This is a genomic window from Sphingomonas corticis, from assembly GCF_012035195.1.
GTDB lineage: Bacteria > Pseudomonadota > Alphaproteobacteria > Sphingomonadales > Sphingomonadaceae > Sphingomonas > Sphingomonas corticis.
In genome coordinates this window covers 175,794-200,933 of record NZ_JAAVJH010000004.1, presented here as the reverse complement: position 1 = coordinate 200,933, position 25,140 = coordinate 175,794, and the positions used below count along the sequence as shown (strand labels likewise).

The following is a 25,140-nucleotide window of genomic DNA, read 5'->3' as shown; positions in this document are numbered from 1 at the left end:
GCGGCAACCGGCGCGGCTATTCCATCACGCTCAGCAGGTCGTCGACGCTCCCCACCGCGAAGGCGGAATATTCGTCGGCGATGGCATAGGGCAGCAGGATGCGCCGTTTGTGCAGCAGCGCGCCGCAGCTGTACGTCACGTTGGGCACGTAGCCGCCGCGCTGCTCCCCGCTGGGGAACAGCAGCGGCGAGGGCGTGCGCGCCAGCACCTTCGACGGATCGTCCTTGTCCAGCAGGCAGGCACCGACACAATAGCCGCGCACCAGCCCGACGCCGTGGGTGAAGACCAGCCAGCCCTCGTCGATCTCGATCGGCGACCCGCAATTGCCCATCTGCACGAACTCCCACGGGTATTTCGGCCCCATGATGATCTCGCCCGTGTCCCACCGGTGCAGGTCGTCGGACCGCAGCAGCCAGATGTTCTCGTTGTCCTGGCGCCCCAGCATCACGAACTTGCCGTCGATGCGCCGCGGGAACAGCGCCATGCCCTTGTATGCCGCCATCTCGCCGGTCAGCGGCCGCATCTCGTAGGTGCGCACGTCGATGCCGCGCATCAGTTCTGCGCGCGCGTCGCGGCCGTCGAACGCGGTGTAGGTGCCGATGACGCTCTCGGTCCCGTCGTCGTCGGTGAAGTGGACCAGCCGCAGGTCCTCCACCCCCTGCCGCTGGCTGGGCAGGGTGGGGAAGATCACCGTCTCCGAGATGTCCTGGCTGTCGTCGTTGCGCAGCCGCACCCAGCCGGCATCGTCGTCCTGCTCGATCCGCGGCGGTACGCCCTGCGGGCTGACGGGATCGATCGTCAGCCCGTCCGCGCCGTCCCACGTGCCCGACCGGAACGTCACCGACGAGATATGCCCCTCGCCCACCCCGCGCAGCGACAGGAGGAAGGCGATGCTGTCGTCGTTCGGGTCCTGGTCGACGATCGACACGATCGACGGATTGAACAAGGCGGCGCTCTCGAACGCATATTCCTGGCTGAAATAGGCGCCGAGCAGCAGGCGGTCGCACGCCGCGGGCACGTCGACGCCGATGTCGCCCTTCACCTCGTCGAAGCGGCGCAGGAACACCTCGTCCACGTTGCGGTGCCGCTGGTGCATGGCATCGTGCAGCAGGCCCAGCATCCGCTCGCGCATCGCCGGGTCCAGCGCCATCAGCCGCCTGGTCACCTCCTGCCGACGGGTCGGCCGCCCGTCGGCGAAGGCGGCGGGATAGGCGAAGTCGAACGGGCGGATCACCGTCCGCGCGGGATCGGGCTTCAGTTCGATCGGCAGGGTGGTGAAGACGTCGGCGGCGCGCATCGATGACCTTCCTCGCGGGGTTGACGTGGGTTAGCGCAGCGCGCGCCGCTTCGATCCACGCCGGACGTGAAACGTTACGGTGCGGCCACACCCCGCGCGTCGCTCACCTCCAGCCAGTAGCCGTCGGGATCCTGCACGTAGATCTGCCGCACGCCGTCAAACCGCGTCTGCATCGTACGCGCCGTGCCCGCCAGGTTCGTCCACACGAGGCCGTGCCGGTCCAGCCACGCCGTCACGGTGGCGAGGTCGTCGACGTGGATCGCGAGATGCTCGTTGCGGTTCGAAGGCTTGGGTGCTTGCCGCCCGTCCAGGATATGCAGCGCCACGCCGCCGCCCAGGTCTAGCCAGCGGCGATTCTTCAGCGGCGTGGGGATCGCGCGCAGGCCGAACGCCTGGCGATAGAAGGTCGCGCTGCGATCGAGGTCGGCGGCCTGGATCGCGAGATGCTCCATCCGCGCGGGCGTCGCCGGCGCTGCCGCCGCGATCAGCAACAGTTCCAGCATCATGCCGCCTCCCGCCGCGCCGCCGGGGCCGAACGCGCGCCGCGCAGCAGGCGGCCGGGCAGCGCGCCGGTGGGCTCGCCGTCGCGATAGGTGATCGCACCCGCGACGATCGTCGCGACGTAGCCGGTCGCGCGCTGCATCAGCCGCTTGCCGCCCGCGGGCAGGTCGTGGACGATCTCAGGCGCCATCAGCGTCAGCCGGTCGTAGTCGATGACGTTCAGGTCGGCGCGCATCCCCTCCGCGATGCGGCCCCGGTCTAGGAGGCCGACCAGCGCGGCGGTGTCCGCCGCCTGCCGCTTCACCACCTCCTCGACCCGCAGCCGCGGCCCGCGGGTGCGGTCGCGCGTCCAGTGCGTCAGCAGCGACGTGGGGAAGCTACCGTCGCAGATCATGCCGACGTGTGCGCCGCCGTCGGACAGGCCGGGCACCGTGTCGCGATGCGTCAGCATCTCGTACGCCGCGTCGAGCGAGCCGTCGGCATAGCCGAGGAACGGAAGGTAGAGGATGCCCCCGCCGTCGTCCGACAACAGGTGGTCCAGCGCCACCTCGCGCGGGGCGCGGCCTTCCGCGGCGGCAATGGCGGCGACGGTGCGGTCCGCGGCGGGTTCATAGTCCGGCGCCTCGCGGCCGAACGGGTACATTCCGGCCCAGTTCGCCAACCCGGCCTGACCGAACGGCCCGCCCGCGTCCGGCGCCTCTGCCAGCAGCCGCGCGCGGAAAGCGGGATCGCGCATCGCCCGCACCCGCTCGGCCAACGGCAGCGCCGCGACGGCGCGATAGCTGTCATGGCCACTGAAGGGGTTGAGCGTCAGATCGAGGCCGAACAGAACGCCCACCGCGCGTGGCGCCACCTGCGCCTTCATCGGCAGGCCCGCGTCCACCGCCGCCTCCAGCGCGCGCAGCAGCAGCCGGTACGATTCCGGCGCCTGGTGGCTCTGCGCCAGGCTGAACGACAGCGGCCGGCCGGACCGCTCGACGATGCGGCGGAACATCGCGAACTCGGCCACGGGATCGGGATGGAAGTCGCTGACGAACTGCAGCACGCCGGCTCCGCGCCCGCCGTTCGCCGCCGCCAGCCCCATGGCGATGCCGGTCAGCTCGTCCTCCGCCGCGGTCAGCGTCGGCGTCGGCTCGCCTGCCTTGGTGCGGTGGTTGAGCGTACGGCTGGTGGAGAAGCCGAGCGCGCCGGCCTCCACCGCCTCGCGCGCCAGCATCGCCATTCGCGCGATATCCTGCGCGGTGGCGGGCTCCCGCGCCACGCCGCGCGCGCCCATCACGTGGACGCGCAGCGCGGCGTGCGGCACCTGCGTCGCGATGTCGAGGTCGAAGCGCCGCCGCGACAGGCTGTCGAGATACTGCGGAAAGCTCTCCCAATCCCACGGCAGCCCCGCGGTCAGCACCGGATAGGGCAGGTCCTCCACCCCCTCCATCAGATAGACCAGCCGGTCGCGGTCGGCGGGACGGCACGGCGCGAAGCCGACGCCGCAATTGCCTTGCACCACCGTCGTCACGCCGTGCCAGGACGAGGGCTGCATCCGCTCGTCCCAGGTCGCCTGCCCGTCGTAATGGGTGTGGACGTCGACGAAGCCGGGGGTCACCAGCCGCCCGCGTGCGTCGATTTCCTCCCGCCCGCGCCCGGCCACCGCACCGACGCGGACGATCGCGCCGCCGGCGAGGGCGACGTCGCCCTCGAACGGAACGCCGCCCGTCCCGTCGACGATCGTGCCGCCGCGCACGACGATGTCATAGGCCGCCTCGCCCATCCGTCCTCTCCCGATCGCGGTGCGCCCACGCCGCGGTGACGCGGTTCGCCCGACGCGATTACGCCGCAAAGCGCCCGGCGTCGCAAGCACCATTCCCGGCCCAGCGCGACAACGCGTTGAAAAGCGGACCGGAACGATGCGGTCGATGGCACCGGGGGCGCGGTGGCGCGTTCGCCGGAGATGCATCCCTTCCCCCCTTCGCCACGCATTCGCCTCGCCAATGCGATGCTCGATCGCGCGTGGCGGCGCGGCTGGGCGGACCGCCCCTCGCTCGATCCTGCCGCGCTGGTGCGCAAGGCGGCGGCGCGCGCGGACGCGATGCCGGACGCGGACGCGATCGGCTGGCGGCGGCGGCTCGACCGCCTGGCCGAGGATCTCGAACACACGGCGCAACTGACCGCGCTGGGCCGCACGGTGGCGCACGGGCAGCTGGTGTCCGCGCTGGCCGCCCGCTTTCGCGCGCACGCGCTGTGGCGGCGCCACCCGTCGATCGCGGAGCAGCCGCTTCCCGCGCCGGTCGTCGTCGTCGGCCAGATGCGCTCGGGCACCACGCGGATGCAGCGGATGCTCGCCTGCGACCCGCGCCTCACCTTCACGCGCTTCTTCGAGAGCTGGAATCCGCTGCCCGCGCGCAGCACGCCGGGCTGGCCGGACGAGCGCAAGCTGAAGGGGTGGGCGGCGCTGGCTGCCGCGCGCTGGCTGAACCCGCACTTCCACGCGATCCACCCGACCGCCTGGCACGCGCCCGACGAGGAAATCGGGCTGCACAACCTGCTGCTCTTCGGATCGGCGTTCGAGGCGCAATGGCGCGTGCCGGGCTATACCGCCGCCGTCGAAGCGGACGAGGCGACCGCCGTCTACGCCGAGTTCCGCCGGCTGCTGCAGACGCTCGCCTGGCTGCGCGGCGATCGCGGGGACCGGCCGCTCATCATGAAGGTGCCGCAGTTCAGCCAGGATCTGCCCGCGCTGCTGCGTGCCTTTCCCGATGCCCGGCTGGTGTGCGTGCACCGCGACCGCGACGCGGTGATCGCCTCCTCCGCCTCGCTGGTCTGCAACCAGATGTCGCTTCAGTCGGACGCGGTCGATCCGCTGTGGATCGGGCGGGAGTGGCGGCGCAAGGTGGCGCTGCGCGAGCGGCGCCTGGCCGCAGCGCGCGGGGAGGCACGGGCGCCCGCCGTGGATGTCGACTATGCCGCGATGTCGCGCGACTGGCGGCGGGAGATGGCGCGGGTCTACGCCATGCTGCGCCTGCCGCTCACCGCGGCCGTGGTCGCACGGATGGATCGCTACGCGCGCGCCACCGACGCGAGCCGCACGCCGCCGCACCGTTACGATCCCGGCCATTTCGGCCTGGGCACGCCGGAGCTGGCGCTGGCGGCGTGAGGTCGCCTCAGTCCGCGTCCGCCACGATTTCGGCCACCCGTTCGGTGCTCATGCCGAACGCCGCCGCCAGCGCCTCGGCGGAGGCGCCGCGCGCCGCGAGCGCGCGCAGGCGATCATGGTCCGCCACGGTGGCGTAGCCGCTGGTGTCGCGCTGCACGCGGACGATGTCCTTGCGGCCCGATCCCCGACGGCGCTGCGCCGCGGCGCGATGCGGGTCGCTCTCGCTCAGCTGCCTGTCCGCGTCGCGACGCGCCCGGCGTTCCTCTTCTCGCGCGGTGGCGGACGCCCGTCGCGCGGCGGCACGGGCATCAAGCCGGGTGGTGGCGGTCTCGCCCTCGACGAACCGCGTCGGCACGGCGCCGACGCCCCAGCTGCGATCCGCCATCTCAGCCCCGCGCCGCGGCGATGTAGCGGTCGACGTTGCCCGCCAGCACGTCGAGCGGCACGTTGCCGCCTTCCAGCACGGCCTGGTCGAAATCGCGCAGGTCGTAGGCCTTGCCCAGCTCCCGCTCGGCGCGCGCGCGCTGCGCGGTGATCTCGATCTGCCCCAGCTTGTAGCCGCACGCCTGCCCCGGCCAGGAACAGTAGCGGTCCACCTCGCTCTCCGCGTTGGAGAGCGGCAGCCCCGTGGCCGCGACGAACTCCGCCAGCGCGCGCTCGCGCGTCCAGCCCATGGCGTGCAGCCCCGTGTCGATCACCAGCCGCGCCGCGCGCCAGCAGAATCCCATCAGGTAGCCCAGCCGCCCCGCCGGATCGTCGTCGTACATGCCCAGCTCGTCCGCCAGCTGCTCGGCGTAGAGCGCCCAGCCCTCCGAATAGGGATTGAACGCCAGGATCGAGCGGATCAGCGGCATCTCCTGCGCATATTCGCCCTGCCAGACGTGGCCGGGAATGCCTTCGTGGAAGACCAGGTCGGGAATGGTCACGCGGTTGTGGATGGAGGGATCGCCCAGGTTCACCCACACCTTGCCCGGCACCGATCCGTCGAGCGACCCCGGCCCGCCATAGGCGGCGGGGGCGCCCGCCTCCTGCGCCAGCGGCATGCGCCTGATCTCGAGATTGCCCTTCACCAGCCGGCGGAACGCGCGCGGCAGGCGCGGGCGCAGCGCATCGATCTTCCCCTGCATGTAGGCGACGATCTGCCGCCGACCCTCGTCACCGTCAGGAAAGCCGATCTCGGGCCGCTTCTGCAGCGCGATGGCGCGCTCGGCGATGCTACCCTGCGTCAGGCCGAAGCCGCGCAGGATCGGCTCCATCCGCGCGTGCAGCTCGACCAGTTGCGCGCGGCCGAGCGCGTGGATCTCCGCGGGGGTGCGCCGCGTCGTCGTGCCCGCGCGCAGGCCCCAGGCGTACCAGCGCTCGCCGTCGGGCCGCACGCCCATGCCGGGCGCCGCAGTCGCCACCGCGCGCTGCGCCTTCAGCTCCGCCAGCTGCCGCTCCAGCGCGGGCACGATCTCCCGCCGCGCGACCGCCGCCGCCCGCGCCGGCCAGTCGCCACCGAGCGCCGCGCCCTTGCGCGCCAGCGGACCGACGAACGGGCCGTCGATGCGATCTGCGGTCGGGATCGTCCGCGCCATGCTGGCGATCGTCTTGTCCAGCAGGAAGGCGGGAGGCACCAGCCCGCGTCCGCGCGCGGCACGGATCCGCGCGGTCTCGTCGTCCAGCTGCCGCGGCGTCGCGCGCAGCCTCGCGAGATACGCGCGCGCATCGGCCGCGGTCGCCACCGGCTGGTCCCCGTCCAGCATCTGCGGCACGTCCAGCCAGGCGCCGACGTTCTGCACGACGGCGTAGGGCGTGTTGCGCCAGCCGCCGATCGTGGCCACGCCATAGGGCAGCGCCATGCCCTCCCGCGCGGTGTCGAACGCGCTGCGCGTCACCGCCAGGCTGGTCGTCGTGGCGGCGTCCAGTCCGGCGCGCGGCACGCGGTCCAGCGCCGCGATCGACCGCGTCAGGAACGCCCGCGTCCGCGCCACGCCCGCCTCGGACCGATCCTCCAGCCGCGCGCGCAGGTCCGCGTGCGCGCCCGTGTCCACGCCCAGCCGGGTGGCGGTGGGCGGGTCGAGCTCGAGCAACCGCCACGCCAGCGCATCGAGCATCGTGGAGGCTGAGGTGGGGGCGGAGGCGGGCGCGGGAGCTGCGCCCGCGGGGAGAGCGGCGGCCGCTCCGGCCAGGGTCAGGCTGGCGAGGGCGTCGCGGCGGGTCAGATCGAACGGCGTCATGCCGCCGCTGATACGCCCCGCCGCGCCCGCGTCAAACGCCCGGCGGCCGATCGTTCAGGCGGCCGCCTTGCGACGCCGCACGATCGTCTGCGCGGCGGTATATTCCAGCAGCCCGTCCACACCGCCCTCCACGCCGACGCCCGACTGCTTCATGCCGCCGAACGCCGCGACGGGCGACAGGTGCTGTGTCTCGTTCACCCACACCGTCCCGCTCGCGATCCGCTGGGCCAGCGCGAACGCCGCATCCTCGTCCTCTCCCCAGACCGAGCCGCCAAGGCCATAGTCGGTGGCATTGGCGCGCGCGACCACGTCGTCGAAATCGTCGAACGCGATCAGCGGCAGGACGGGGCCGAACTGCTCCTCCTGCACGATGCGGCTGTCCTCCGGCGGATTGTCGATGATGGTGACGGGCACGAAATAGCCGGGCACGTCCGCCCGCTCGCCGCCGACGAGGAAGGTGTAGCCCTTGTCCCTGGCGTCCTGGATCAGCTCCAGCACGCGGTCGTACTGCGGCTTGTTCTGGATCGGGCCGATCTGCGTGCCCTGTTCGGACCCGTCGCCCACCTTGACCGTCTTCGCATAGGCGACCAGCGCCTGCTTCAGCGGTTCGTAGACGTCGCGGTGGACGTACATGCGCTTGGTCGCGATGCAGATCTGGCCGTTGTTGCGGAAGGCCGCCCAGAACAGCTGTTCGGCCACCGCGGTGACGTCGACGTCGGGCATCACGATCGCGGCGTCGTTGCCGCCCAGCTCCAGCGTCACCCGCTTCAGCGTCGGCGCGGCCGATTCCATCACCCGCCGCCCGGTGGCGGTGGAGCCGGTGAAGCTGATCTTCGCGAAGCCGGGATGGCTCGTCATCCACGGGCCCAGCGCGTCGCCGCCGGTCACCACGTTCAGCACGCCCGGCGGCAGGATGCCGTCCGCCAACTCGGCGAAGCGCAGCGTGGACAGCGGAGTGAAGGGCGAGGGCTTGAGCACCATCGTGTTGCCCGCCAGCAGCGCGGGGCCGACCTTGAACATGGCCAGCACCAGCGGGAAGTTCCACGGCGCGATCGCGCCGACCACGCCCAGCGGCACCCGCCGCGTTTCGCTGTAGCGCTCGGCCGAATCCTCGTTGACGACCACGGGCAGGTCCAGGCTGGCCGCGCCCTTCAGCCAGTAGCCGGCACCGATCACCTCGCCCTCCGCCTCCGCGTGGGGCTTCCCCTGCTCGCTCGTCAGCAGCCGCTTCAGCGGATCGACGTGAGCCAGCACGGCATCGCCCAGTGCGTTCAACAGCCGGCGCCGCTCCTCGATCGGCATCGCGCTCCACGCGGGAAAGGCGTCGCGCGCCGCCGCGACCGCGCGATCCAGCTCCTCGCGGGTGCAGTCCGGCACCTGCGCGATCACCTGCTCGGTCGCGGGGTTCACCACGTCCAGCGTCGCGCCGCCGCGCACCCGCTCGCCGCCGATCAGCATCGCGTACTCGCCCTCGAACGCCATCCTCGCCTCCTCTTTTCCGATCGGATCATAGCAGCCGATCGCCATCCGCCGCCAATAGGCAGAATTCGTCGGTCCGCTTACGGTCCGCCGCTCAGGCACAACCACTCTCGCCGACCCGGCGGCCAGCGCGTCGAAGGCGTCCTGCACCCCGCCCAGTCGTCGAAGAGCGAGCGCTCGGCCGGGTCGATCGCCACCTCGATCCCGTGCATCCGAACACCTGGGCGTCACCAGCCCCGATCGCCGGAAAAATGGCTGCGCGCACGTCCCTATCCATCGCAACGGCGGCGGGGTCCCCGTCGTCGCGCACGCAGGGTGGCGCGGCGGAGGGCGGCGGCACAGGGACGGAAAGTCGCCACGGCCGGCCGCCGCCCGCCGGTCAGCGCGTCGCCACTTGCCGAGATACCGTCGCCTCGCCGCCCGCGTCGTCGCCCAGGTCGCCGCCGTATGGCGCCACCGCCTCGCCCACCAGCAGCAGCGTCGGATCGCGCTCGCCGATCGTCTCCGTCAGGAAGGCGAGGGCACTCAGCCGCCCGTGCACCACGCGCTCGTGCGGCAGCGAGGCGTTGACGACCACCAACACCGGCGTCTCTGGCGCGCGGCCGGCGTCGATCAGGTTACGCATCACCGTCGCGGCGGCGGACCGGCCCATGTAGACGGCGAGCGTCGTGCCCGGGGCCGCCAGCGCGCGCCAGTCGAGGGCGAGCGTCGCCCCGGTACGCGCGTGCGCGGTGACGAAGGTCAGCTGCCGCGCCGCATCGCGCAGCGTCATCGACGCGCCCGCGCTGGCCGCCGCGGCGCTGGCGGCGGTGATGCCGGGGCAGATCCGTACGGGCACGCGGGCCGCCCGGCACGCCGCGACCTCCTCCGCCGTCCGGCCGAAGATCGCGGGATCACCGCCCTTCAACCGCACCACCCGCCGCCCGGCCCGCGCCGCCGCGACGATCAGCGCGTCGATCGTGGGCTGGTCCTTCGAATGGCGGCCCGCGCGCTTGCCGACATCGATGCGCTCGGCCCCGTCCGGGATCAGCGCGAGCACGCCGGCGCCGACCAGCGCGTCGTGGATCACCACCTCCGCCGCGGCGATCAGCCGCGCGGCCTTGCGCGTCAGCAGCTCCGGATCGCCCGGCCCGGCGCCGACCAGCCACACGCTGCCGGCGGGGAAATCGTCAGGCGACATGGCTGTTCTCCTCGCGAAGCAGGCGCGCCAGCGCCGGGCGGCATGATCCGCAATTGGTGCCCGCGCCGATCGCCGCGCCGACTGCGGCGACGTCGGCCAGCCCCTGCGTCCTGATCGCGGCGACGATGGTGCGCAGGCCGAGGTCGAAGCAGCTGCACACGATCGCGCCGCGCTCCACCGCGATCCCCGGCGCACGCCCGGCCAGCAGGGTGGGCGCGGCCTGCGCCTGCGCCAGCTGCGCGATCAGCCAGTCGCGCGCGGGCAGCTCCCCCGTTCGCGTCACGAACACGGCGGCGAGCAGCCGGCCGTCCGCCAGCACCGCCACGCGCCGGGTGCCGCGCGCGCGATCCGCCGCCTCGATCCGCCGCCCGGCCGGCAGCAGCGCATCCAGCACGGCGCCGTCCCCCTCCCCCGCCAGCTCCAGCAGGCTGCCCGCGGGCACCGCGACGCGGGTCCACCACAGGCAGTCGGGCCGGCGCGGCGGCTCGCCGGCGAACAGCGCGAAGCCGCGCCAACCGGTCGCCACCGGCGCGATCGCCGCGGGTGTCGCCTTGAAGCCAGGCTGGCCCGACACCGGATCGACGAGCGGCCGCGGCAGCAGCCCGGTGCGCCCGCCGCTCGCATTGGCATCGGTCCAGTGGATCGGCACGAACAGCTCGCCGGGCCGCTGCCCCTCGTCCACCGCGACGCGATAGACGCTCTCGCCCGCCGGGGTCGATACGCGCGCCAGCCCGCCGTCCTCCACCGCCAGCCGGGCCGCGTCCGCCGGGTGGATCGACACCAGCGGCTCGGCGCGGTGCCGCGCCAGCCGCGGCGACAGGCCGGTGCGCGTCATGCTGTGCCAATGGTCGCGATAGCGCCCGGTGTTCAGCGTCATCGGCCAGGCGGGCAGCGCCGCCGCGGCCCGCTTCTGCGCGACGGGCACCAGCCGCGCGCGCCCGTCCGGCGTCGGGAAGCGTCCGTCGGCGAACGGCCGCCCACCCCAGCGGAACGGCGCCAGATCGTCGTACCCCGCGTTGCCGCCGCCGCCTTGCCCCGGCAGCGCGAACAGCCGGCGGCCGTCATTGCCGTAGTTCGACAGTCGCACGTGCTCTCGCCAGATATCCGCCGGGCGATCGTAGGCGAAGGCGGATCGCCAGCCCATCCGCCGCGCCACCTGCGCCACGATCCACCAGTCCGGCTTCGCCTCGCCCGGCAGCGGCAGGAACGCGCGCTGGCGGCTGACCGTCCGCTCCGAATTGGTGACCGTGCCGTCCTTCTCGCCCCAGGCGGCGGCGGGCAGGCGGACGTGCGCGAAGGCGCCGGTGTCGGTATCCGCCATCACGTCGGACACCACGACGAAGGGACAGGTCGCCAGCGCCTCGCGCACCCGCGCCGCATCGGGCATCGACACCGCGGGGTTGGTCGCCATCACGAACAACGCCTTGATCCGCCCCTCGCCCACCGCGCGGAACAGGTCCACCGCCTTCAGCCCCGGCTTCGACGCGATCGTGGGCGACGACCAGAAGCGCTGCACCGCCGCGCGGTCCGCTGCGTCGAAGCCGCGGTGCGCCGCCAGCGTCGTCGCCAGCCCTCCGACCTCGCGGCCGCCCATCGCATTGGGCTGCCCGGTGATCGAGAAGGGCGCGGCGCCCGGCTTGCCGATCCGCCCGGTGGCGAGGTGCAGGTTCAGGATGGCGTTGACCTGATCGGTGCCGGCGAGCGACTGGTTGATGCCCTGGCTGAACATCGTCACCGTCCGCGGGGTGGCGGCGAACCATTCGTAGAAGCGCCGGAGGTCCGCCGCCGGCACGTCGCAGGCGCGCGCGGTGGACCACAGGTCGCCGCCGTCCTCCAGTGCCGCGAAGAACCCGTCGGGCACCGCCACGCTGTCGTCGAGGAACGCGGTGTCGAGCGCCCCCGCGGCGCGGCACCAGGCGAGCAGCCCGTTCATCAGCGCCACGTCGCTGCCGGGGCGGATGGCGAGGTGCAGGTCCGCCCCCTCCGCCGTCTCCGTGCGCCGCGGATCGATCACGACCAGCTTCGCCCCCGCATCGCAGCGCGCCCGGATGCGCTGGTACACGATCGGGTGGCACCACGCGGTGTTCGATCCGACCAGCACGATCAGGTCCGCCGCGTCGAGGTCGTCGTAGGACGCGGGCACCACGTCCTCGCCGAAGGCGCGGATATGTCCGGCCACCGCGCTCGACATGCACAGTCGCGAATTGGTGTCGATGTTGGCCGAGCCGATGAAGCCCTTCATCAGCTTGTTGACGACGTAATAGTCCTCGGTCAGCAACTGGCCGGAGACGTAGAAGGCGACGCTGTCCGGCCCGTATTGCGCCACCGCGTCGCGGAAGCGGTGGGCGACGAGGTCCAGCGCCTTGTCCCACGACGCGCGCTTCCGCCCGATCATCGGGTGGAGCAGCCGCCCCTCGAGGCCGATGGTCTCGCCCAGGTGCGTCCCCTTGGAGCACAATCCGCCGCGGTTGGCGGGATGGTCGCGATCGCCCGCGATCGTTGCCGCCCGCTCGCCGGTCGGCGTGGCGACGATCCCGCAACCGACGCCGCAATAGGCGCAGGTGGTGCGGATCATCGCCGATCCTCCCCGACGACGGAGCGCATCACGCCGCCGCGCTCAGCGTCGACGCCCGGCAGATCAGCACGCGGCCGCCCGTCACCTTCACCGGCACCGTCGGCGTGCAGCCGCGATCCTCGCCCAGTGCCTCGCCGGTCGCCAGCGAGATGCGCCAGTTGTGCAGCGGGCACGCCACCGCGCCGCCGTGGACGATGCCCTGCGACAGCCGCCCGTGCTTGTGCGGGCAGCGGTCGAGCAGCGCGAACACCTGGCCATCGCCGGTGCGGAACAGCGCGATGTCGTCGCCGCCCGTCACCTGCACGGTCCGGCTGCCGCGCAGCGGGATCTCCTCCACCCAGCCGATATCCAGCCACTCGCCGTTCATGCCACCACCTCCACCGGCCGGAACCGCGCCATCGGCGCGTGATGCTCGCGCTCCGCCCCGCCGGCGCGGGCCGCCCAGGGGTCGTCCTGCGAGAAGCGTTGCGAGAAGAAGAAGCGTGCCGCCAGCTCCGCGCGCGCGATGTCGTCGGGCAGCAGCCGCGACTGGACATAGGCGAGGCCGACGCGCTCGATCCACGGCGCCGTCCGCTCCAGGTAGCGCGCCTCCTCGCGATAAAGCTGGATGAAGGCGGCGCACATCTCCATCGCCTCCGCCTCGGTCGCCACCTTGCACAGGAGGTCGGTGGCGCGCACCTTGATCCCGCCGTTGCCGCCGACATGGAGCTCGTAGCCCGAATCGACGCAGACGATGCCGAAGTCCTTGATCGTCGCCTCCGCGCAGTTGCGCGGACAGCCGCTGACCGCGATCTTGAACTTGTGCGGCATCCAGCTGCCCCAGGTCGCGCGCTCGATCTTCACGCCCAGCCCGGTCGAATCCTGCGTGCCGAAGCGGCACCACTCGCTGCCGACGCAGGTCTTCACCGTGCGCAGCGCCTTGCCATAGGCGTGGCCGCTGACCATCCCGGCGGCGTTCAGGTCGCGCCACACCGCGGGCAGGTCCTCCTTGCGAATGCCGAAGATGTCGAGTCGCTGCCCGCCCGTCACCTTCACCATCGGCGCGTCGTACTTCTCCACGACGTCGGCGATCGCGCGCAGCTCCCGCGGACTGGTGATGCCGCCCCACATCCGCGGGACGACCGAATAGGTGCCATCCTTCTGGATGTTGGCGTGAAGCCGCTCGTTGACGAAGCGGCTCTGCTGGTCGTCCGCATACTCGCCCGGCAAGGCGCAGAGCAGGTAATAGTTGAGCGCAGGGCGGCACGAGGAGCAGCCGTCGGGCGTGGACCAGTGCAGCCTCTGCATCACCTCGGGAATGGAACGCATCCCCTGCGCCACGATCTCGCGGCGGACGTCGTCGTGGCCGAAGGTGGTGCATCGGCACATCGTCTTCGGCCCCGCTTCCACCTCGCCGCCGAGGCGGAGGGCGAGGAGGCTCTCGACGATGCCGGTGCACGAGCCGCAGCTCGCCGACGCCTTGCAGCCCGATCGCACGGCGTCGAGGCTGTGCGCGCCGCCGTCGATGCAGGCGAGGACCCCGCCCTTGCTGACGCCGTTGCAGCCGCAGATTTCCGCATCGTCGGAAAGCGCCGCAACGGCCGCCCTAGGGTCCGCGGGGGCGCCCCCCGCGGCGAACGCCTGGCCGAAGATCAGCGCGTCCCTGATGTCGGCGACGCTCTCGCCCTTCTTCAGCAGGTCGAAGTACCAGTTGCCGTCCGCGATGTCGCCGTACAGCACCGCGCCGACGATGCGGTCGTCCCTCACCACCACGCGCTTGTAGATGCCGCGCGCGGCGTCGCGCAGCACGATGTCCTCCGCGCCGTCCCCGCCGGAGAAGTCGCCGGCGGAGAACACGTCCAGCCCGGCGACCTTCAGCTTCGTCGACGTGGGCGCGGGGCGATAGCCGCCGGGCGTGCCGACCAGCCCGTCGGCCAGCGCCCGGCACATGTCCCACAACGGCGCGACCAGGCCGTAGACCTGCCCGTCATGCTCCACGCACTCGCCCACGGAAAGGATCGCGGGGTCGGACGTGACCATATGGTCGTCCACCCTGATCCCGCGCCCCACGTCCAGCCCGGCCTCGCGCGCCAGCGCCACTGACGGACGGATTCCGACCGCCATCACGACCAGGTCGGCCGGGATCTCGGTCCCGTCCTTCAGCCGCACCGCCTCCACCCTGCCGTCGCCCACGATCGCGGCAGTATCGGCGCCGGTCAGGATCGTCTGTCCGCGGGCCTCCAGCGCGGTCTTGAGCAGCCAGCCGGCGGCCTCGTCCAGCTGGCGCTCCATCAGCGTCGGCATGATGTGCAGCACCGTCACCGTCATGCCGCGCAGGCTGAGGCCGTGCGCGGCCTCCAGCCCCAGCAGCCCGCCGCCGATCACCACCGCGCTGCCACCCCGTTCCGCCGCGGCCAGCATATGCTCCACGTCCTTCATGTCGCGGAAGCCGATGACGCCGGGCAGGTCCCGTCCCGGCACCGGGATGATGAAGGGGTCGCTGCCCGTCGCGATCAGCAGGCGGTCATAGGCCATGGTGACGCCGCTGCGTGCGGTGACGGTGCGCGCGGCCCGGTCGATCGCGACCACCGGGTCGCCGCTGACCAGCGCGATGCCGTTGTCGTCGTACCAGTCCGCGCCGTTGATGATGATGTCGTCGAACGTCTTCTCGCCCGCCAGCACCGGCGACAGCATGATGCGGTTGTAGTTCACCAGCGGCTCGGCACCGAAGATGGTGACGCGGTAGCGCGCGGGGTCGCGCGCCAGCAGTTCCTCCACCGCGCGGCATCCGGCCATGCCGTTGCCCACGACGATCAAATGCTCTCGCGTGTCCCCCTCGGACGCGCGGACGGGTTCGTGCTTCATCAAAGGGTCCAGTCCAGTTGGAGCCAAAGCTTGCGGGTGTCGGTGGCGAGATTGTCCGCGGCGTAATCGGCAAAGCGGACGCTGGCGGTGGTGCGGCCCAGCCGCGCGCTGGCCAGCAGGTCGATCTCGTCGCCGTAGTGGCGCACCAGCCGGTCGCTCTCGAACCGGTGCCAGATCGCCTGCACGCTGACGGCCTTCCACGCGCCCACCTGTTTCCAGGCCCACCCGGCGCTGGCGTAGAGGTCGCGCAGGCCATCGGCGGGCTTGGGCGTGAACTTCTCCGCCCAGCCGTTGAACTTGAAGACGGCGGCGAGCGGGGTCTGGAAGCTGGTGAGCGTACGGCCGTCGTCGGCGCCCAACACCTCGTAACCGCCGCCCACGCGCGGCCCGGCGAGGTCGACGGCCATGTCCGCCAGCCAGTAAGCGGCGCGATAGTCGTTGGGATTGCGGTGCCAGTCGGACTGGCGCGCGTGGCTCGCCTGCCACGCCACCGCGGCGCGACCGATCCGGCGCGATCCCGCCAGCCGCACGCCATAGGTCTGCGAGGACAGGCGATAGCCCTGCACCGCCGCCACGTCCTGGTCGATCAGATAGGCGAAGCCGGTCAGCGTGCCGAGGGGCGAGGCGACGGAGAGGTTCGCCAGCACGTTGTCACCGCCGATCGCCCCCTGCCGGACGCCGGTGCCATCGATCCCCCACACCGTGCGCACGTTCCAGGCGTAGGTGACGTCCGCCTTCACGCCCGCCGCCGGCGACAGCTCGGCGCGCACCGCGTCGAAGGTCTGCCCGTTGTTGCGGATCGCGGCGGTGCCGACGAAGCGCTCGTCGTCCAGCGCGATGCGCTGCCGCCCCGCCGTCACGGTCAGTCCCGGCGCGCGATATTGCAGCTGCGCGCGGTAGAGGCCGATCGATTGCGGGTCGGCGATCAGCGGGCGCACCGCGGCGCCGTGCAGCCCCTCGTAATAGTCTGCGACGATCGCGAGATTGCCCTGCGCCTCCGCCAGCGCGGACCAGCGTCCCTGCGTCGCCTGCACGCCCGCCCGCACCCGCGCCGTCACCGCATCCGAGGTGGGATCGGCGAGCCCGGCCTGCCGCGCATGTTCGTGGCGCAGGCGGACGTCGACCAGCGGGGCGAGCGTCTGCGCCGCGGCGGGTGTGGCGAGAAGGCAGGAGAGGAAGGCGAGCGTCGTGCGCATGATGATCAGATCCGGACCCCGTCGGCGGCACCCCAGCGTGCGCGCCATCCACGCTTGACTAGCGCCAGGCCCGCGAGCGCCACCAGCGCCAGCGCGGCGAAGATCAGGAAACCGGGCGCGAAGCTGCCGGTCCACTGCTTGGCGAGGCCGAGCGAGGAGGCGAGATAGAAGCCGCCCACGCCCCCCGCCATGCCGACTAGCCCAGTCATGACGCCGATCTCCGCGGCAAAGCGCTGCGGCACCAGCTGGAACACCGCGCCGTTGCCGGTGCCCAGCGCCAGCATGGCGAGGACGAAGCAGGCGAGCGCCGCGACCACGCTGTCCGCCATGGCAACCCCGGCCAGCGCCGCCGCGGCGGCGGCGAACACCATCGTCAAGGCGCTCGCGCCGCCGATCCGGTCCGCCAGCGCGCCGCCCATCGGCCGCACCAGCGATCCCGCGAACACGCAGGCCGCGGTGGCGTAGCCCGCCTCCACCGTCGACAGCGCGAAGCGATCGGTGAAGTAGATCGGCAGGCTGGCGGCGAGGCCGACGAAGCCGCCGAAGGTGACCGCGTAGAAGCCCATCAGCCACCACGCGTCCGCCTGCTTCAGCGGGGAGAGGTATGCCGCCAGGCGCTTGGGCGCCGGTGCGCCGGGCGGGTCCTTCGCCAGCGCCATGTAGACGACGAACACGACCGCCAACGGGATGCAGGCGAGCCCCAGAACCGCGTTCCATCCGAACATCCTCGCCAGCGCGGGGGCGAACAGCGCGGCGAGGACGGTGCCCGAATTGCCCATCCCGGCGAGTCCCATCGCCTTGCCCTGGTGCTCGGGCGGATACCAGCGGCTGGCGAGCGGCAGCGCTATCGCGAAGCTGGCGCCGGCGAAGCCGAGCACCAGGCCCAGCGCCAGCGTGCCGGCGAAGCTGGTGACGCCCATCGCCCAGGCAAGGAACAGCCCGGCGATCACGATCAGCTGACTGATCGCGCCCGACCGCTTCGGCCCGATACGATCGACCAGCAGGCCGTTGACGACGCGCAGCCCCGCGCCAGCCAGCGTCGGCAGCGCCACCATCAGCCCCTTCTGCGCGGGCGTCAGCGCCAGCGTCTTGGCGATCTCCGGTGCCAGCGGGCCCAGGATCACCCACACCATGAACGCCAGGTCGAAATACAGGAACGCCGCGATCAGCGTGGGCGTGTGCCCGCTCGACCAGAAGCTCCCCTTCGTCGCCTGTTCCGCGTCCTTCCAATACGCCGTCGCCATCGCTGCCCCCGGGCCGAAGCCAAAGAAAAAGCCGCCGGGACGGCGACCCTTCAAGGGGTGCGTCCCGGCGGCTTCGTTGCCGTGTCGAACCGGGCGCCTTGCCCGATCCGTCAGCGATGCCGCCCCCGGCGCTGGAGGCGATTCCGCTGCTATCTCGTGCCCGGCATCGTCGCCGGACGTGGGTGAAGCTGCGTCAGTCGCCGCGGATGCGCAAGTGTGTTTTTCGCAATCGCAGCATGCGAAAGCTGCATCGCGCGCGCCTACGGCAGCGCGGCCAGGTAGCCGGCGATATCGTCGGGATCGAACGAGCGGCCGTCGAAGAAGCGGTCGCTGCCCAGCACCAGCCGTCCCTGCGTCGACCCCGCCCCGGTCGGCCCGCTCAGCGCGCCTTCCAGCTTGGAACTCGCCCCGGGCAGCGGCGCGCCCGATCCCGCCAGCGCGGCGCGATAGAGGTCGGGGCGGAAGGTGCCCGTCGCGGCCGCCGCCTCCGCCGGGTCGACGGCGCGGCCTTCCCACCGCACCATCTGCGAGTAGAGCCACGCCGCCTGGCTGCGCCACGGGAAGTTCGCCGCCTCGCGATACTGGAACATGAAATCGGCGTACGTCACCGGCTCGCCGCCGGGCACCAGCCGGATGCGATCGGTGATCGCGCGCAGGATCGTCTCCGCGGGCGCGTCGAGATAGGCAGGACGGGCCAGAATCGCGGCGCACCGCTCCACCGTATCCGGCTGCACGAACTGCGCCGCGGCGGCGTGCAGCGCGCGGATCAGCCGCAGCGTCGCGTCGCCGCGGGCGTCGGCGGTCTGCGCGCGCATCGCCAGCACCTTCTCCACGCCCCGGCGCCAGATCTGCGCGGTGGCGAGCGCGATGCGCCCGACGCCGCGGTCCACCGCCACCGCGTTCCACGGCTCGCCGACGCAGATGCCGTCCACTTCCCCCGCCGCCAGCGCGTCGGCGGCGAAGGGCGGACTGGTGACGACGATCTCCACGTCCTCGTCGGGCCGGATCCCCACCGCCGCCAGCCAGTAGCGGAGCATGTAATTGTGGCTGGAATGACGATGCACCACGCCGAAGCGCAGCCGCCGCCCCTGCGCCCGCCGCTCCGTCGCGACGCGCCGCAGCGCGGCGCCGATCGCGGCGGGATCGCCCAGCCGGTCGCCCAGCCCGCACGCCTCGCCCAGCGCGGTCGAGAAGGTGACGGCATTGCCGTTCAGCCCCAGCACGAACGGCACCGCCATCGGCACCGCGGCACGGTCCCGCCCCAGCGTCGTCGCGATTGCCAGCGGCGCGACCAGGTGCGCGGCGTCGGTATGGCCGTAAAGCAGGCGATCGCGCACCGTCGCCCAGGTGACGTCGCGGACCAACGCGATCTCGATCCCCTGCGCCTCGGCGAACCCCATCTCCCGCGCCAGGATCGGCAGCGCGGCATCGACCAGCGGCAGGAACCCGATGCGGAACAGGCGGTCGTTCACGGCAGGTTCCCCATCAGCGCGTCGCTGGTGACGATGGCGTCCGCCACCTCCGCGATGCGGCGGTTCGACGTCATCGCGTGGCTGCGCAGCAGCGCGTAGGCGGCGGGTTCGTCCAGCCCGCGCCGCTTCATCAGGATCGCCTTGGCGCGATCGATCGTCTGCCGGTCCGCCAGCGCCGATTTCGCCTGCGCCAGTTCCTCCTGCAACCGCGAGAACGCCTGGAAGCGCCGCACGGCGAGGTCCAGCACCGGCTTGATCCGCTGCTTCGCCAGTCCGTCGACGACATAGGCGGAGACACCCGCGTCGACCGCCGCCATCGTCGCCTCCGCGTCCGACTGATCGACGAACATGGCAATCGGCCGCGCCAGCGCGCGCGACATGGCGAAGAAATCCTCCAGCAGGTCGCGGCTGGGATTCTCCAGGTTGATGAGCACCACGTGCGGGGCGCACGCCTCGATCTGCGCCACCAGCGGGCCCGCCGGGTCGATCACCACCAGGTCGGCGAGGCCAGCCTCGCGCAGCCCGTCGGAAATGATGGCGGCACGCGTGGTGCTGGTATCGATGATCGCGATCCTCACCGCGGTGCGGATAACGACCGCATCGGCCGGAAGCCAGCCCGCGTCCGCGATCAGCCGACGAAGGCGCGTTCGATCACGTAGCGGCCCGGTGCCGCGTTCGATCCCTCGTCCAGCCCCGCGGCTTCCAGCAGCGGCACCACGTCGCGCATCATCGCCATCGATCCGCACAGCATGACCCGGTCGAGCTCCGCGTCGAACCCGCGCGGCCCAGCGACGGGCGGGCCGAACAGCCGACCGTCGGCAATCAGATCGGTGAGGCGCCCGGCGGTGTGGAACGGCTCGCGCGTCACCGCCGGCAGATAGTGGAATTGCAGCAGCGCCTGGTCGCCCACCAGCGGATCGCCCGCCAGCTGCGCGGTCAGCTCTTCGCGCCAGGCGAGGTCGCTCACCCGACGCACGCCGTGGACCAGCACGACTTGGCTGAACCGCTCGTACACTTCCGCGTCGCGAACCAGGCTGAGGAACGGGGCGAGTCCGGTGCCCGTTCCGAGCAGCCACAGCCGCCGCCCGCCGAGCAGCGCGTCGCACACCAGCGTGCCCGTGGGCTTGCGGCCGAGATACAGCTGGTCGTCCACGCGAATCGCCTGCAACCGCTGCGTCAGCGGGCCGCCGGGCACCTTGATCGACAGGAATTCCAGCTCGTCGGCATAGGCGGGGCTCGCGATCGAGTAGGCGCGCATCACCGGCTTTCCGCCAACCGCGCCGGGCAGGCCGATCATCACGAACTCGCCGGAGCGGAAGCGGAAGCTGGCGGGGCGATGCACGGCGAAGCTGAACAGGCGATCGTTCCAGTGACGCACCCACTTGACGGTGGCGGTGTGGAAGCCGGGGTGGTCGGCCACCAGTGAAGGGAGGATCGCGTGCTTGTTCACCGGTCGCGCTCCACGTCCACGCCGCAGGCCAGATGCATCGCGACATCGCCCGCCGCCGCCGCCACCCAGCCGCGCATCGCGCCCGGCAGCGCGAGCTGGCGATCGGCAAGCGTCGAGCATCGAGTGTCGAGATATGTGTAGATCGTCATCGGGATATCGCCACCTTCACCGCGATCCCGCCGGAACGGCCGACGCGGCATTTCCTGCTAATGCGATCCACTATCATTAGCAAGGTCGATCGTGCGATTGCGGCGATCGTTCTGGACAAAGGCGCCTCGCGCGGGGAAGGAGGTCGGGATGCGGCGTGCTCGACTTCTCGCGACGGTTCTCGGCCTGATCGTCGTGGCGGCGGGCATCGCCATCGCCGCCATCGCCACGCGCGGTCGAGCCGGCGATCCGGTCGCGGCGGCGCAGCTGTTGCCGCCCGCGCAGGCGTGGCGCGGCCCGCCTTCCAAGGTGAACTACGCGCGGCTGGAAGAGCGGATCGACCTGGTCATGCGCCAGCCCGGCATGGTCGGGCTGGCGGTCGCCACCGTGGAGCACGGCGCGGTCCGCTACATCAAGGGGTTCGGCGAAACCGTGGCGGGCTCGGGCGAGCGGGTGACGCCGGACACGGTGTTCCGCTGGGCCTCGGTCTCGAAGGGCGTCGCGAGCGCGCTCGTCACCGGCCTGGCCGCGGAAGGCAAGCTGTCGCTCGCCGCGCCCCTGTCCGCCATGCACACCACGCTGACGCTGCCCGGCGACAGCAGCCGCGTCACCGTCGCCGACGTGCTGTCGCACCGCGTCGGCGTCGTCCGCAACGCGTGGGACGAGCGGCTGGAGGCGGGTGAGGATCCGCGCGCGCTGCGCTCCCTGCTCGGCACGCTGCCGACCTATTGCGCGCCGGGCACCTGCTACGCCTATCAGAACATCGCCTACGACGCCGCGACGGAGATCGTCGAGCGCGCCACCGGCATCCCCTATGCCGCGGCGGCGCAATCGCGGCTGTTCCGGCCGCTGGGCATGACGCACGCCAGCGTCGGCCGGACCGGACTGGAAGGCGCGCTCAGCTGGGCCCGCCCGCATCACGGACGGCAGCCGGTGGCCGTCAACGACAGCTACTATCGCATTCCCGCCGCGGGGGGCGTCAATTCGTCGATCGGCGACCTTGCCCGGTGGATGCAGGCGCAGATGGGGCTGGCACCCACCGTGCTCACCCCGGCGATGCTGGACGCGATGCACCGCGCGCGCGTGCGCACGCCCCCGCACGGCCGCCGCGGCCCGATGGATCGCGCGCTGACCGACGCCTCCTACGGCCTGGGCTGGCGCGTCTTCCACTATGCCGGGCACACCCTGGTGGGGCATCGCGGGTCGGTGGACGGCTACGGCTCGCTCGTGCTGTTCGATCCGCAGCAGCAGAGCGGCATCGTGATGCTGTGGAACAGCAACGACTATCGCGCCGCCCGGCTGCAGCTGGAATTCTTCGACATGCTCTACGGCCTGCCCGCGACCGACTGGCTGGACCTGAAACCCGCCGCGGGGGTTGAGGTCAGAAGTCGACGTTGACGGACAGCAGCACCCGCCGCCCTTCCTGGTTGATCGAATAGGCGGGCGCGAACGCGGTCGTCGTGCCACTCGCATAGGGCAGGTAGAGGGCGTAATCCTCGTCGAACAGGTTGTAGACGGTCGCCGCCAGCCGGAAGGCGGGCGTCACCTGATACGATCCGCCCAGGTGGAACACCTCGTATCCGCGAAAGTCGCCCAGCGCGTTCTGCACCGCGCCCGCGCCGCGCCACCGGCTCGACCGGATCTCGCCGCGCATCCACACGCTGGCGCGCGCATCGACCGTCCAGCGCAGATTGGCGTTGGCCATGTGCTCGGGCGTTCCGATCAGCGGCGATCCCTCCTCCGGCCCGCTCAGCTGCTCGCTGTCCGTGTAGGTGTAGTTCGCGCCCAGCGTCACGCCGCGGGTCAGCCGCAGCCGCGCCGCCACCTCCGCGCCCCGCGTGCGCGCCTTGTCGATGTTGATCGACTGGCCGAACAGATCGACCGTGGGGAACGGCCCGACGTCCAGGCAGTCGGGACGGTCCGGCGCGCCGACGAAGCGGCAGTTGGGAATGCCCGGCCCGGTCGCGATCTTGTCGGTGAAATCGTTGTTGAACAGCGTCACGTTGCCGCTGAAGGCGCCGCCCCCGTCCCAATAGACCGCCGCCTCGTAGCTGGTGCTCGTCTCCGGCGTCAGGCTGGGCGTGCCGAGCAGCGGGATGCGCCCCTGCCCGCCGAAGCCGATGATGCCGCTGGCGATCTGTTCCACCCGCGGCGTCTTGAACCCGCGGCTGGCGCCGCCCTTCAGCGTCAGCCGGTCGGTCGCGTTCCACACCGCATAAGCCCGCGGCGACCATTTGCCGCCGAAGGTGGAATGGTCGTCGTAGCGTGCGCCGCCGGTCAGGTTCAGCGCCCCGGCGATCGTCAACGTCGCCTCGGCGAAGCCCGCCCATTGCGTGAAGCGGAACGGCTCCGGCGCGACGCCCTCGATCATCCGCGCGCGCCAATATTGCCCGCCCACGGTGTAGGCGACCGGCCCCGCGCGTCCGGCGAAGCGCGTGTCGGCGATGTCGTTGCGCGCCTCCAGCGTCCGCGGGCTGCCCGGCGTCGCGCCGGGCGTGCCGTTGGGGATCAGCCGCCCGATCGTCTCCGTCTCGTTGCGCGTCAGCGTGGTGTCCAGCGTGCCGAGCGCGGTGCGCCAGCTGTGCGCGAGGACGTAGTTGCTGCGGTTGAAGCGCTGTTCCGGCAAGTAGCCGCCCGATCCCAGCGTGCCGAGCTGCCCTGCGCCGTTGTCGTAGCGCTGCTCGTTGCGGTCGTACTCCAGCCACAGGTCGTGGTCGGCGTGCGGCGTCAGCGTCAGACGCCCGCCATAACTGGCGATATCCGATTCCACCGGGTTGCGCCCCAGCGTCAGCGCCGGATCGCCGGGGATGTCGATGTCCGACCCCTCGCGATGGAGCAGGCTTCCGCGCAGCGTCAGCCCCGCGAGACCGCGCACCAGCGGCCCCTGCGCGAAGCCGTTGACCGACTGGATGTTGCCGAAGCGCTCGTCGCCCTGGATCGTGCTCTCGCCCTGCGCGGTGCCGACCCACGCCTCGCCCACCTTCCGGGTGATGACGTTGACGACGCCGCCCATCGCGTCCGATCCGTAGAGCGTCGACATCGGTCCGCGCACCACCTCGATTCGGTCGATCGCCGCATAGGGCGGCACGAAGCTGGTGGAGGTCTCGCCGAAGCCGTTGGGCGTCACGCCGCCCGGCGCGTTCTGGCGGCGGCCGTCGATCAGCACCAGCGTATAGTCGCTCGGCATCCCGCGCATGGAGATGGTGAGCCCGCCGGTCTTCCCCGCCTCGACGCCGACATCGACGCCCTGCACGTCCTGCAACGCCTCCGCGAGGCTGCCGAACCGCTTCTGCTCCAGCTCGGCCCGGTCGATCACGCTGATGCTGGCGGGCGCGTCGACGATGCGCTGGGCGTAGCCCGCGGCCGTGACGACGACGTCGCCCGGCTCGTCGGTGGCGGTCGTGTCCGCACGCTGCGCGTATGCCGCAGGAGCGGACAAGGCGACGAGCACGGACGCGACCGAGCAGCACCGCGCGAAGCGCGGCGTGTTGCATTTTCCCATAGGTGGCTGAGCTCCCCGCTCTTCTTAAGATTGACTCGCAGTAGCGACGACCTGTCGGGTCGGCGGTGTCGGGTCAATCTCCCGGCGGGAGGCGCAACGATTCCTTACGGGGGAGCCACGCGCGGGTACGCGACCCGGCAGGGCCGGCATAGCGGCGATCAGGCCGGCGGCTGCATCCGGATGCGGGGGAAGACATCCTCCAGCGGCTTCTCGTCGGGCAGGATGTAGACGTAGCCGCCGCGGCGCTGGAACGCCGGACGCAGCACCTTCGCGTAGAAGGCGCGCGGCACGTTGATGCAGCCGAAGGTGATGCGATTGTCGTCGGGCGTCGGCGACAGCATCCGCTCGCGCCGCCGCTCCACCTTGGCCGCGTCACCGGGGATCGGATGGATCGCCACCGACGTGGCGTAATCCACCCAGAGAATGCGCTCCTTGCCCACGGCGAGGCCGAACTTGGCGAGGAAGCGGCCCGCCGGGGTTGTCTTCTCCGCCGGGCCGATTTCCGCCAGCTTCTTGCTGCCGACGCCGGGGCTGGCCTCGTCGCCCGGTGCGATCCCGATCAGCACGGGCACCCGCGCCAGCGACCGCCCCTTCCCGTCGAACAGGTGCAGCGACGCGCTCGCCTTGTCGATGATCGCATAGGGCAGGGCGTGGTTGTCCTTCGATCCTGCCACCCAGTCGGCAACGCGTGTCGCCCCGTCGGAGGGGGCGGCCGGATCGAACACCGACGGATCGACCGGCAGTGTCTGCGCGGAGGCGACCGGGACAGAGAGACAGAGGCAGGCCAGCGCCCGCAGCAGCAGGGTCATCGATCAGCGAGAGCCGGAACGGGGAAAGGCCGCTTCCGGACGGAAGCGGCCGATCGACGTGGGAGGAAGGGGGCGGC

General features: G+C 71.9%; 20 protein-coding genes. 2 read left to right on the top strand and 18 right to left on the bottom strand.

Going from position 1 to position 25,140, the window contains the following annotated elements; translation table 11 throughout:
* Nucleotides 1–16: 16 nt before the first annotated feature.
* From HBH26_RS08200 to HBH26_RS08190, 3 genes are all read right to left on the bottom strand, one after another.
* The gene (locus tag HBH26_RS08200) at nt 17–1,297 is read right to left on the bottom strand and encodes a glycoside hydrolase family 130 protein (RefSeq protein WP_168134104.1); all 1,281 of its coding nucleotides are present in this window, start codon (nt 1,295–1,297) and stop codon (nt 17–19) included.
* A gap of 74 nt (nt 1,298–1,371) precedes the next feature.
* Nucleotides 1,372–1,803: a VOC family protein gene (locus tag HBH26_RS08195; protein ID WP_168134103.1), complete on the bottom strand. Its 432-nt coding sequence runs from the start codon at nt 1,801–1,803 to the stop codon at nt 1,372–1,374.
* Nucleotides 1,800–3,563, bottom strand: coding sequence for an N-acyl-D-amino-acid deacylase family protein (locus HBH26_RS08190; RefSeq protein WP_168134102.1), 1,764 nt, complete (start codon nt 3,561–3,563; stop codon nt 1,800–1,802). Before HBH26_RS08190 ends, HBH26_RS08195 begins: the two co-directional genes overlap by 4 nt.
* Before the next feature lie 162 nt (nt 3,564–3,725).
* Here HBH26_RS08190 and HBH26_RS08185 point away from each other — a divergent pair, with 162 nt between their 5' ends.
* Complete coding sequence (locus HBH26_RS08185; protein WP_168134101.1) at nt 3,726–4,946, top strand: sulfotransferase; 1,221 nt, start codon at nt 3,726–3,728, stop codon at nt 4,944–4,946.
* A gap of 7 nt (nt 4,947–4,953) precedes the next feature.
* On the opposite strand, the gene HBH26_RS08180 is transcribed toward HBH26_RS08185, so the two are convergent.
* The 13 genes from HBH26_RS08180 to HBH26_RS20660 form a co-directional block, all read right to left on the bottom strand.
* Entirely contained in the window at nt 4,954–5,331 is a 378-nt protein-coding gene (locus tag HBH26_RS08180) for a hypothetical protein (RefSeq protein ID WP_168134100.1), read from the bottom strand.
* A gap of 1 nt (nt 5,332) precedes the next feature.
* Nucleotides 5,333–7,165 carry a DUF885 domain-containing protein gene (locus HBH26_RS08175; RefSeq protein WP_168134099.1) on the bottom strand — a complete coding sequence of 611 codons (1,833 nt, stop codon included), beginning with the start codon at nt 7,163–7,165 and terminating at the stop codon, nt 5,333–5,335.
* Between the two features lie 54 nt (nt 7,166–7,219).
* Complete coding sequence (locus HBH26_RS08170) at nt 7,220–8,647, bottom strand: aldehyde dehydrogenase family protein (RefSeq protein ID WP_168134098.1); 1,428 nt, start codon at nt 8,645–8,647, stop codon at nt 7,220–7,222.
* Between the two features lie 376 nt (nt 8,648–9,023).
* Nucleotides 9,024–9,824, bottom strand: coding sequence for a uroporphyrinogen-III C-methyltransferase (gene cobA, locus HBH26_RS08165; protein WP_168134097.1), 801 nt, complete (start codon nt 9,822–9,824; stop codon nt 9,024–9,026).
* Nucleotides 9,814–12,399, bottom strand: a complete 2,586-nt coding sequence (locus HBH26_RS08160; protein WP_168134096.1) for a nitrate reductase — start codon at nt 12,397–12,399, stop codon at nt 9,814–9,816. The genes cobA and HBH26_RS08160 overlap by 11 nt, the downstream gene beginning before the upstream one ends.
* Before the next feature lie 28 nt (nt 12,400–12,427).
* The gene (gene nirD / locus HBH26_RS08155) at nt 12,428–12,766 is read right to left on the bottom strand and encodes a nitrite reductase small subunit NirD (protein WP_168134095.1); all 339 of its coding nucleotides are present in this window, start codon (nt 12,764–12,766) and stop codon (nt 12,428–12,430) included.
* On the bottom strand, nt 12,763–15,243 hold the full coding sequence (gene nirB / locus HBH26_RS08150; protein ID WP_168134094.1) for a nitrite reductase large subunit NirB: 2,481 nt from the start codon (nt 15,241–15,243) through the stop codon (nt 12,763–12,765). The genes nirD and nirB overlap by 4 nt, the downstream gene beginning before the upstream one ends.
* Nucleotides 15,243–16,439 (bottom strand): alginate export family protein, encoded by a 1,197-nt coding sequence (locus HBH26_RS08145; RefSeq protein ID WP_168134093.1) that lies wholly within the window; start codon nt 16,437–16,439, stop codon nt 15,243–15,245. The genes nirB and HBH26_RS08145 overlap by 1 nt, the downstream gene beginning before the upstream one ends.
* Nucleotides 16,440–16,444: 5 nt before the next feature.
* Nucleotides 16,445–17,683: a nitrate/nitrite transporter gene (locus HBH26_RS08140; protein WP_168134092.1), complete on the bottom strand. Its 1,239-nt coding sequence runs from the start codon at nt 17,681–17,683 to the stop codon at nt 16,445–16,447.
* Between the two features lie 260 nt (nt 17,684–17,943).
* Complete coding sequence (locus HBH26_RS08135; RefSeq protein ID WP_168134091.1) at nt 17,944–19,155, bottom strand: ABC transporter substrate-binding protein; 1,212 nt, start codon at nt 19,153–19,155, stop codon at nt 17,944–17,946.
* Nucleotides 19,152–19,733: an ANTAR domain-containing protein gene (locus tag HBH26_RS08130; protein ID WP_168134090.1), complete on the bottom strand. Its 582-nt coding sequence runs from the start codon at nt 19,731–19,733 to the stop codon at nt 19,152–19,154. The genes HBH26_RS08135 and HBH26_RS08130 overlap by 4 nt, the downstream gene beginning before the upstream one ends.
* 50 nt (nt 19,734–19,783) lie before the next feature.
* Nucleotides 19,784–20,590, bottom strand: a complete 807-nt coding sequence (locus tag HBH26_RS08125) for a ferredoxin--NADP reductase (protein ID WP_338057305.1) — start codon at nt 20,588–20,590, stop codon at nt 19,784–19,786.
* Nucleotides 20,591–20,601: 11 nt separating this feature from the next.
* Entirely contained in the window at nt 20,602–20,754 is a 153-nt protein-coding gene (locus tag HBH26_RS20660; protein WP_239024649.1) for a hypothetical protein, read from the bottom strand.
* A gap of 148 nt (nt 20,755–20,902) precedes the next feature.
* Here HBH26_RS20660 and HBH26_RS08120 point away from each other — a divergent pair, with 148 nt between their 5' ends.
* Complete coding sequence (locus HBH26_RS08120) at nt 20,903–22,150, top strand: serine hydrolase domain-containing protein (RefSeq protein WP_168134088.1); 1,248 nt, start codon at nt 20,903–20,905, stop codon at nt 22,148–22,150.
* On the opposite strand, the gene HBH26_RS08115 is transcribed toward HBH26_RS08120, so the two are convergent.
* Together HBH26_RS08115 and HBH26_RS08110 are read right to left on the bottom strand one after the other, a co-directional pair.
* Nucleotides 22,134–24,254, bottom strand: coding sequence for a TonB-dependent receptor domain-containing protein (locus tag HBH26_RS08115; RefSeq protein ID WP_168134087.1), 2,121 nt, complete (start codon nt 24,252–24,254; stop codon nt 22,134–22,136). The genes HBH26_RS08120 and HBH26_RS08115 overlap by 17 nt on opposite strands.
* Before the next feature lie 158 nt (nt 24,255–24,412).
* Nucleotides 24,413–25,063 (bottom strand): hypothetical protein, encoded by a 651-nt coding sequence (locus HBH26_RS08110; protein ID WP_168134086.1) that lies wholly within the window; start codon nt 25,061–25,063, stop codon nt 24,413–24,415.
* Between the last annotated feature and the right edge of the window lie 77 nt (nt 25,064–25,140).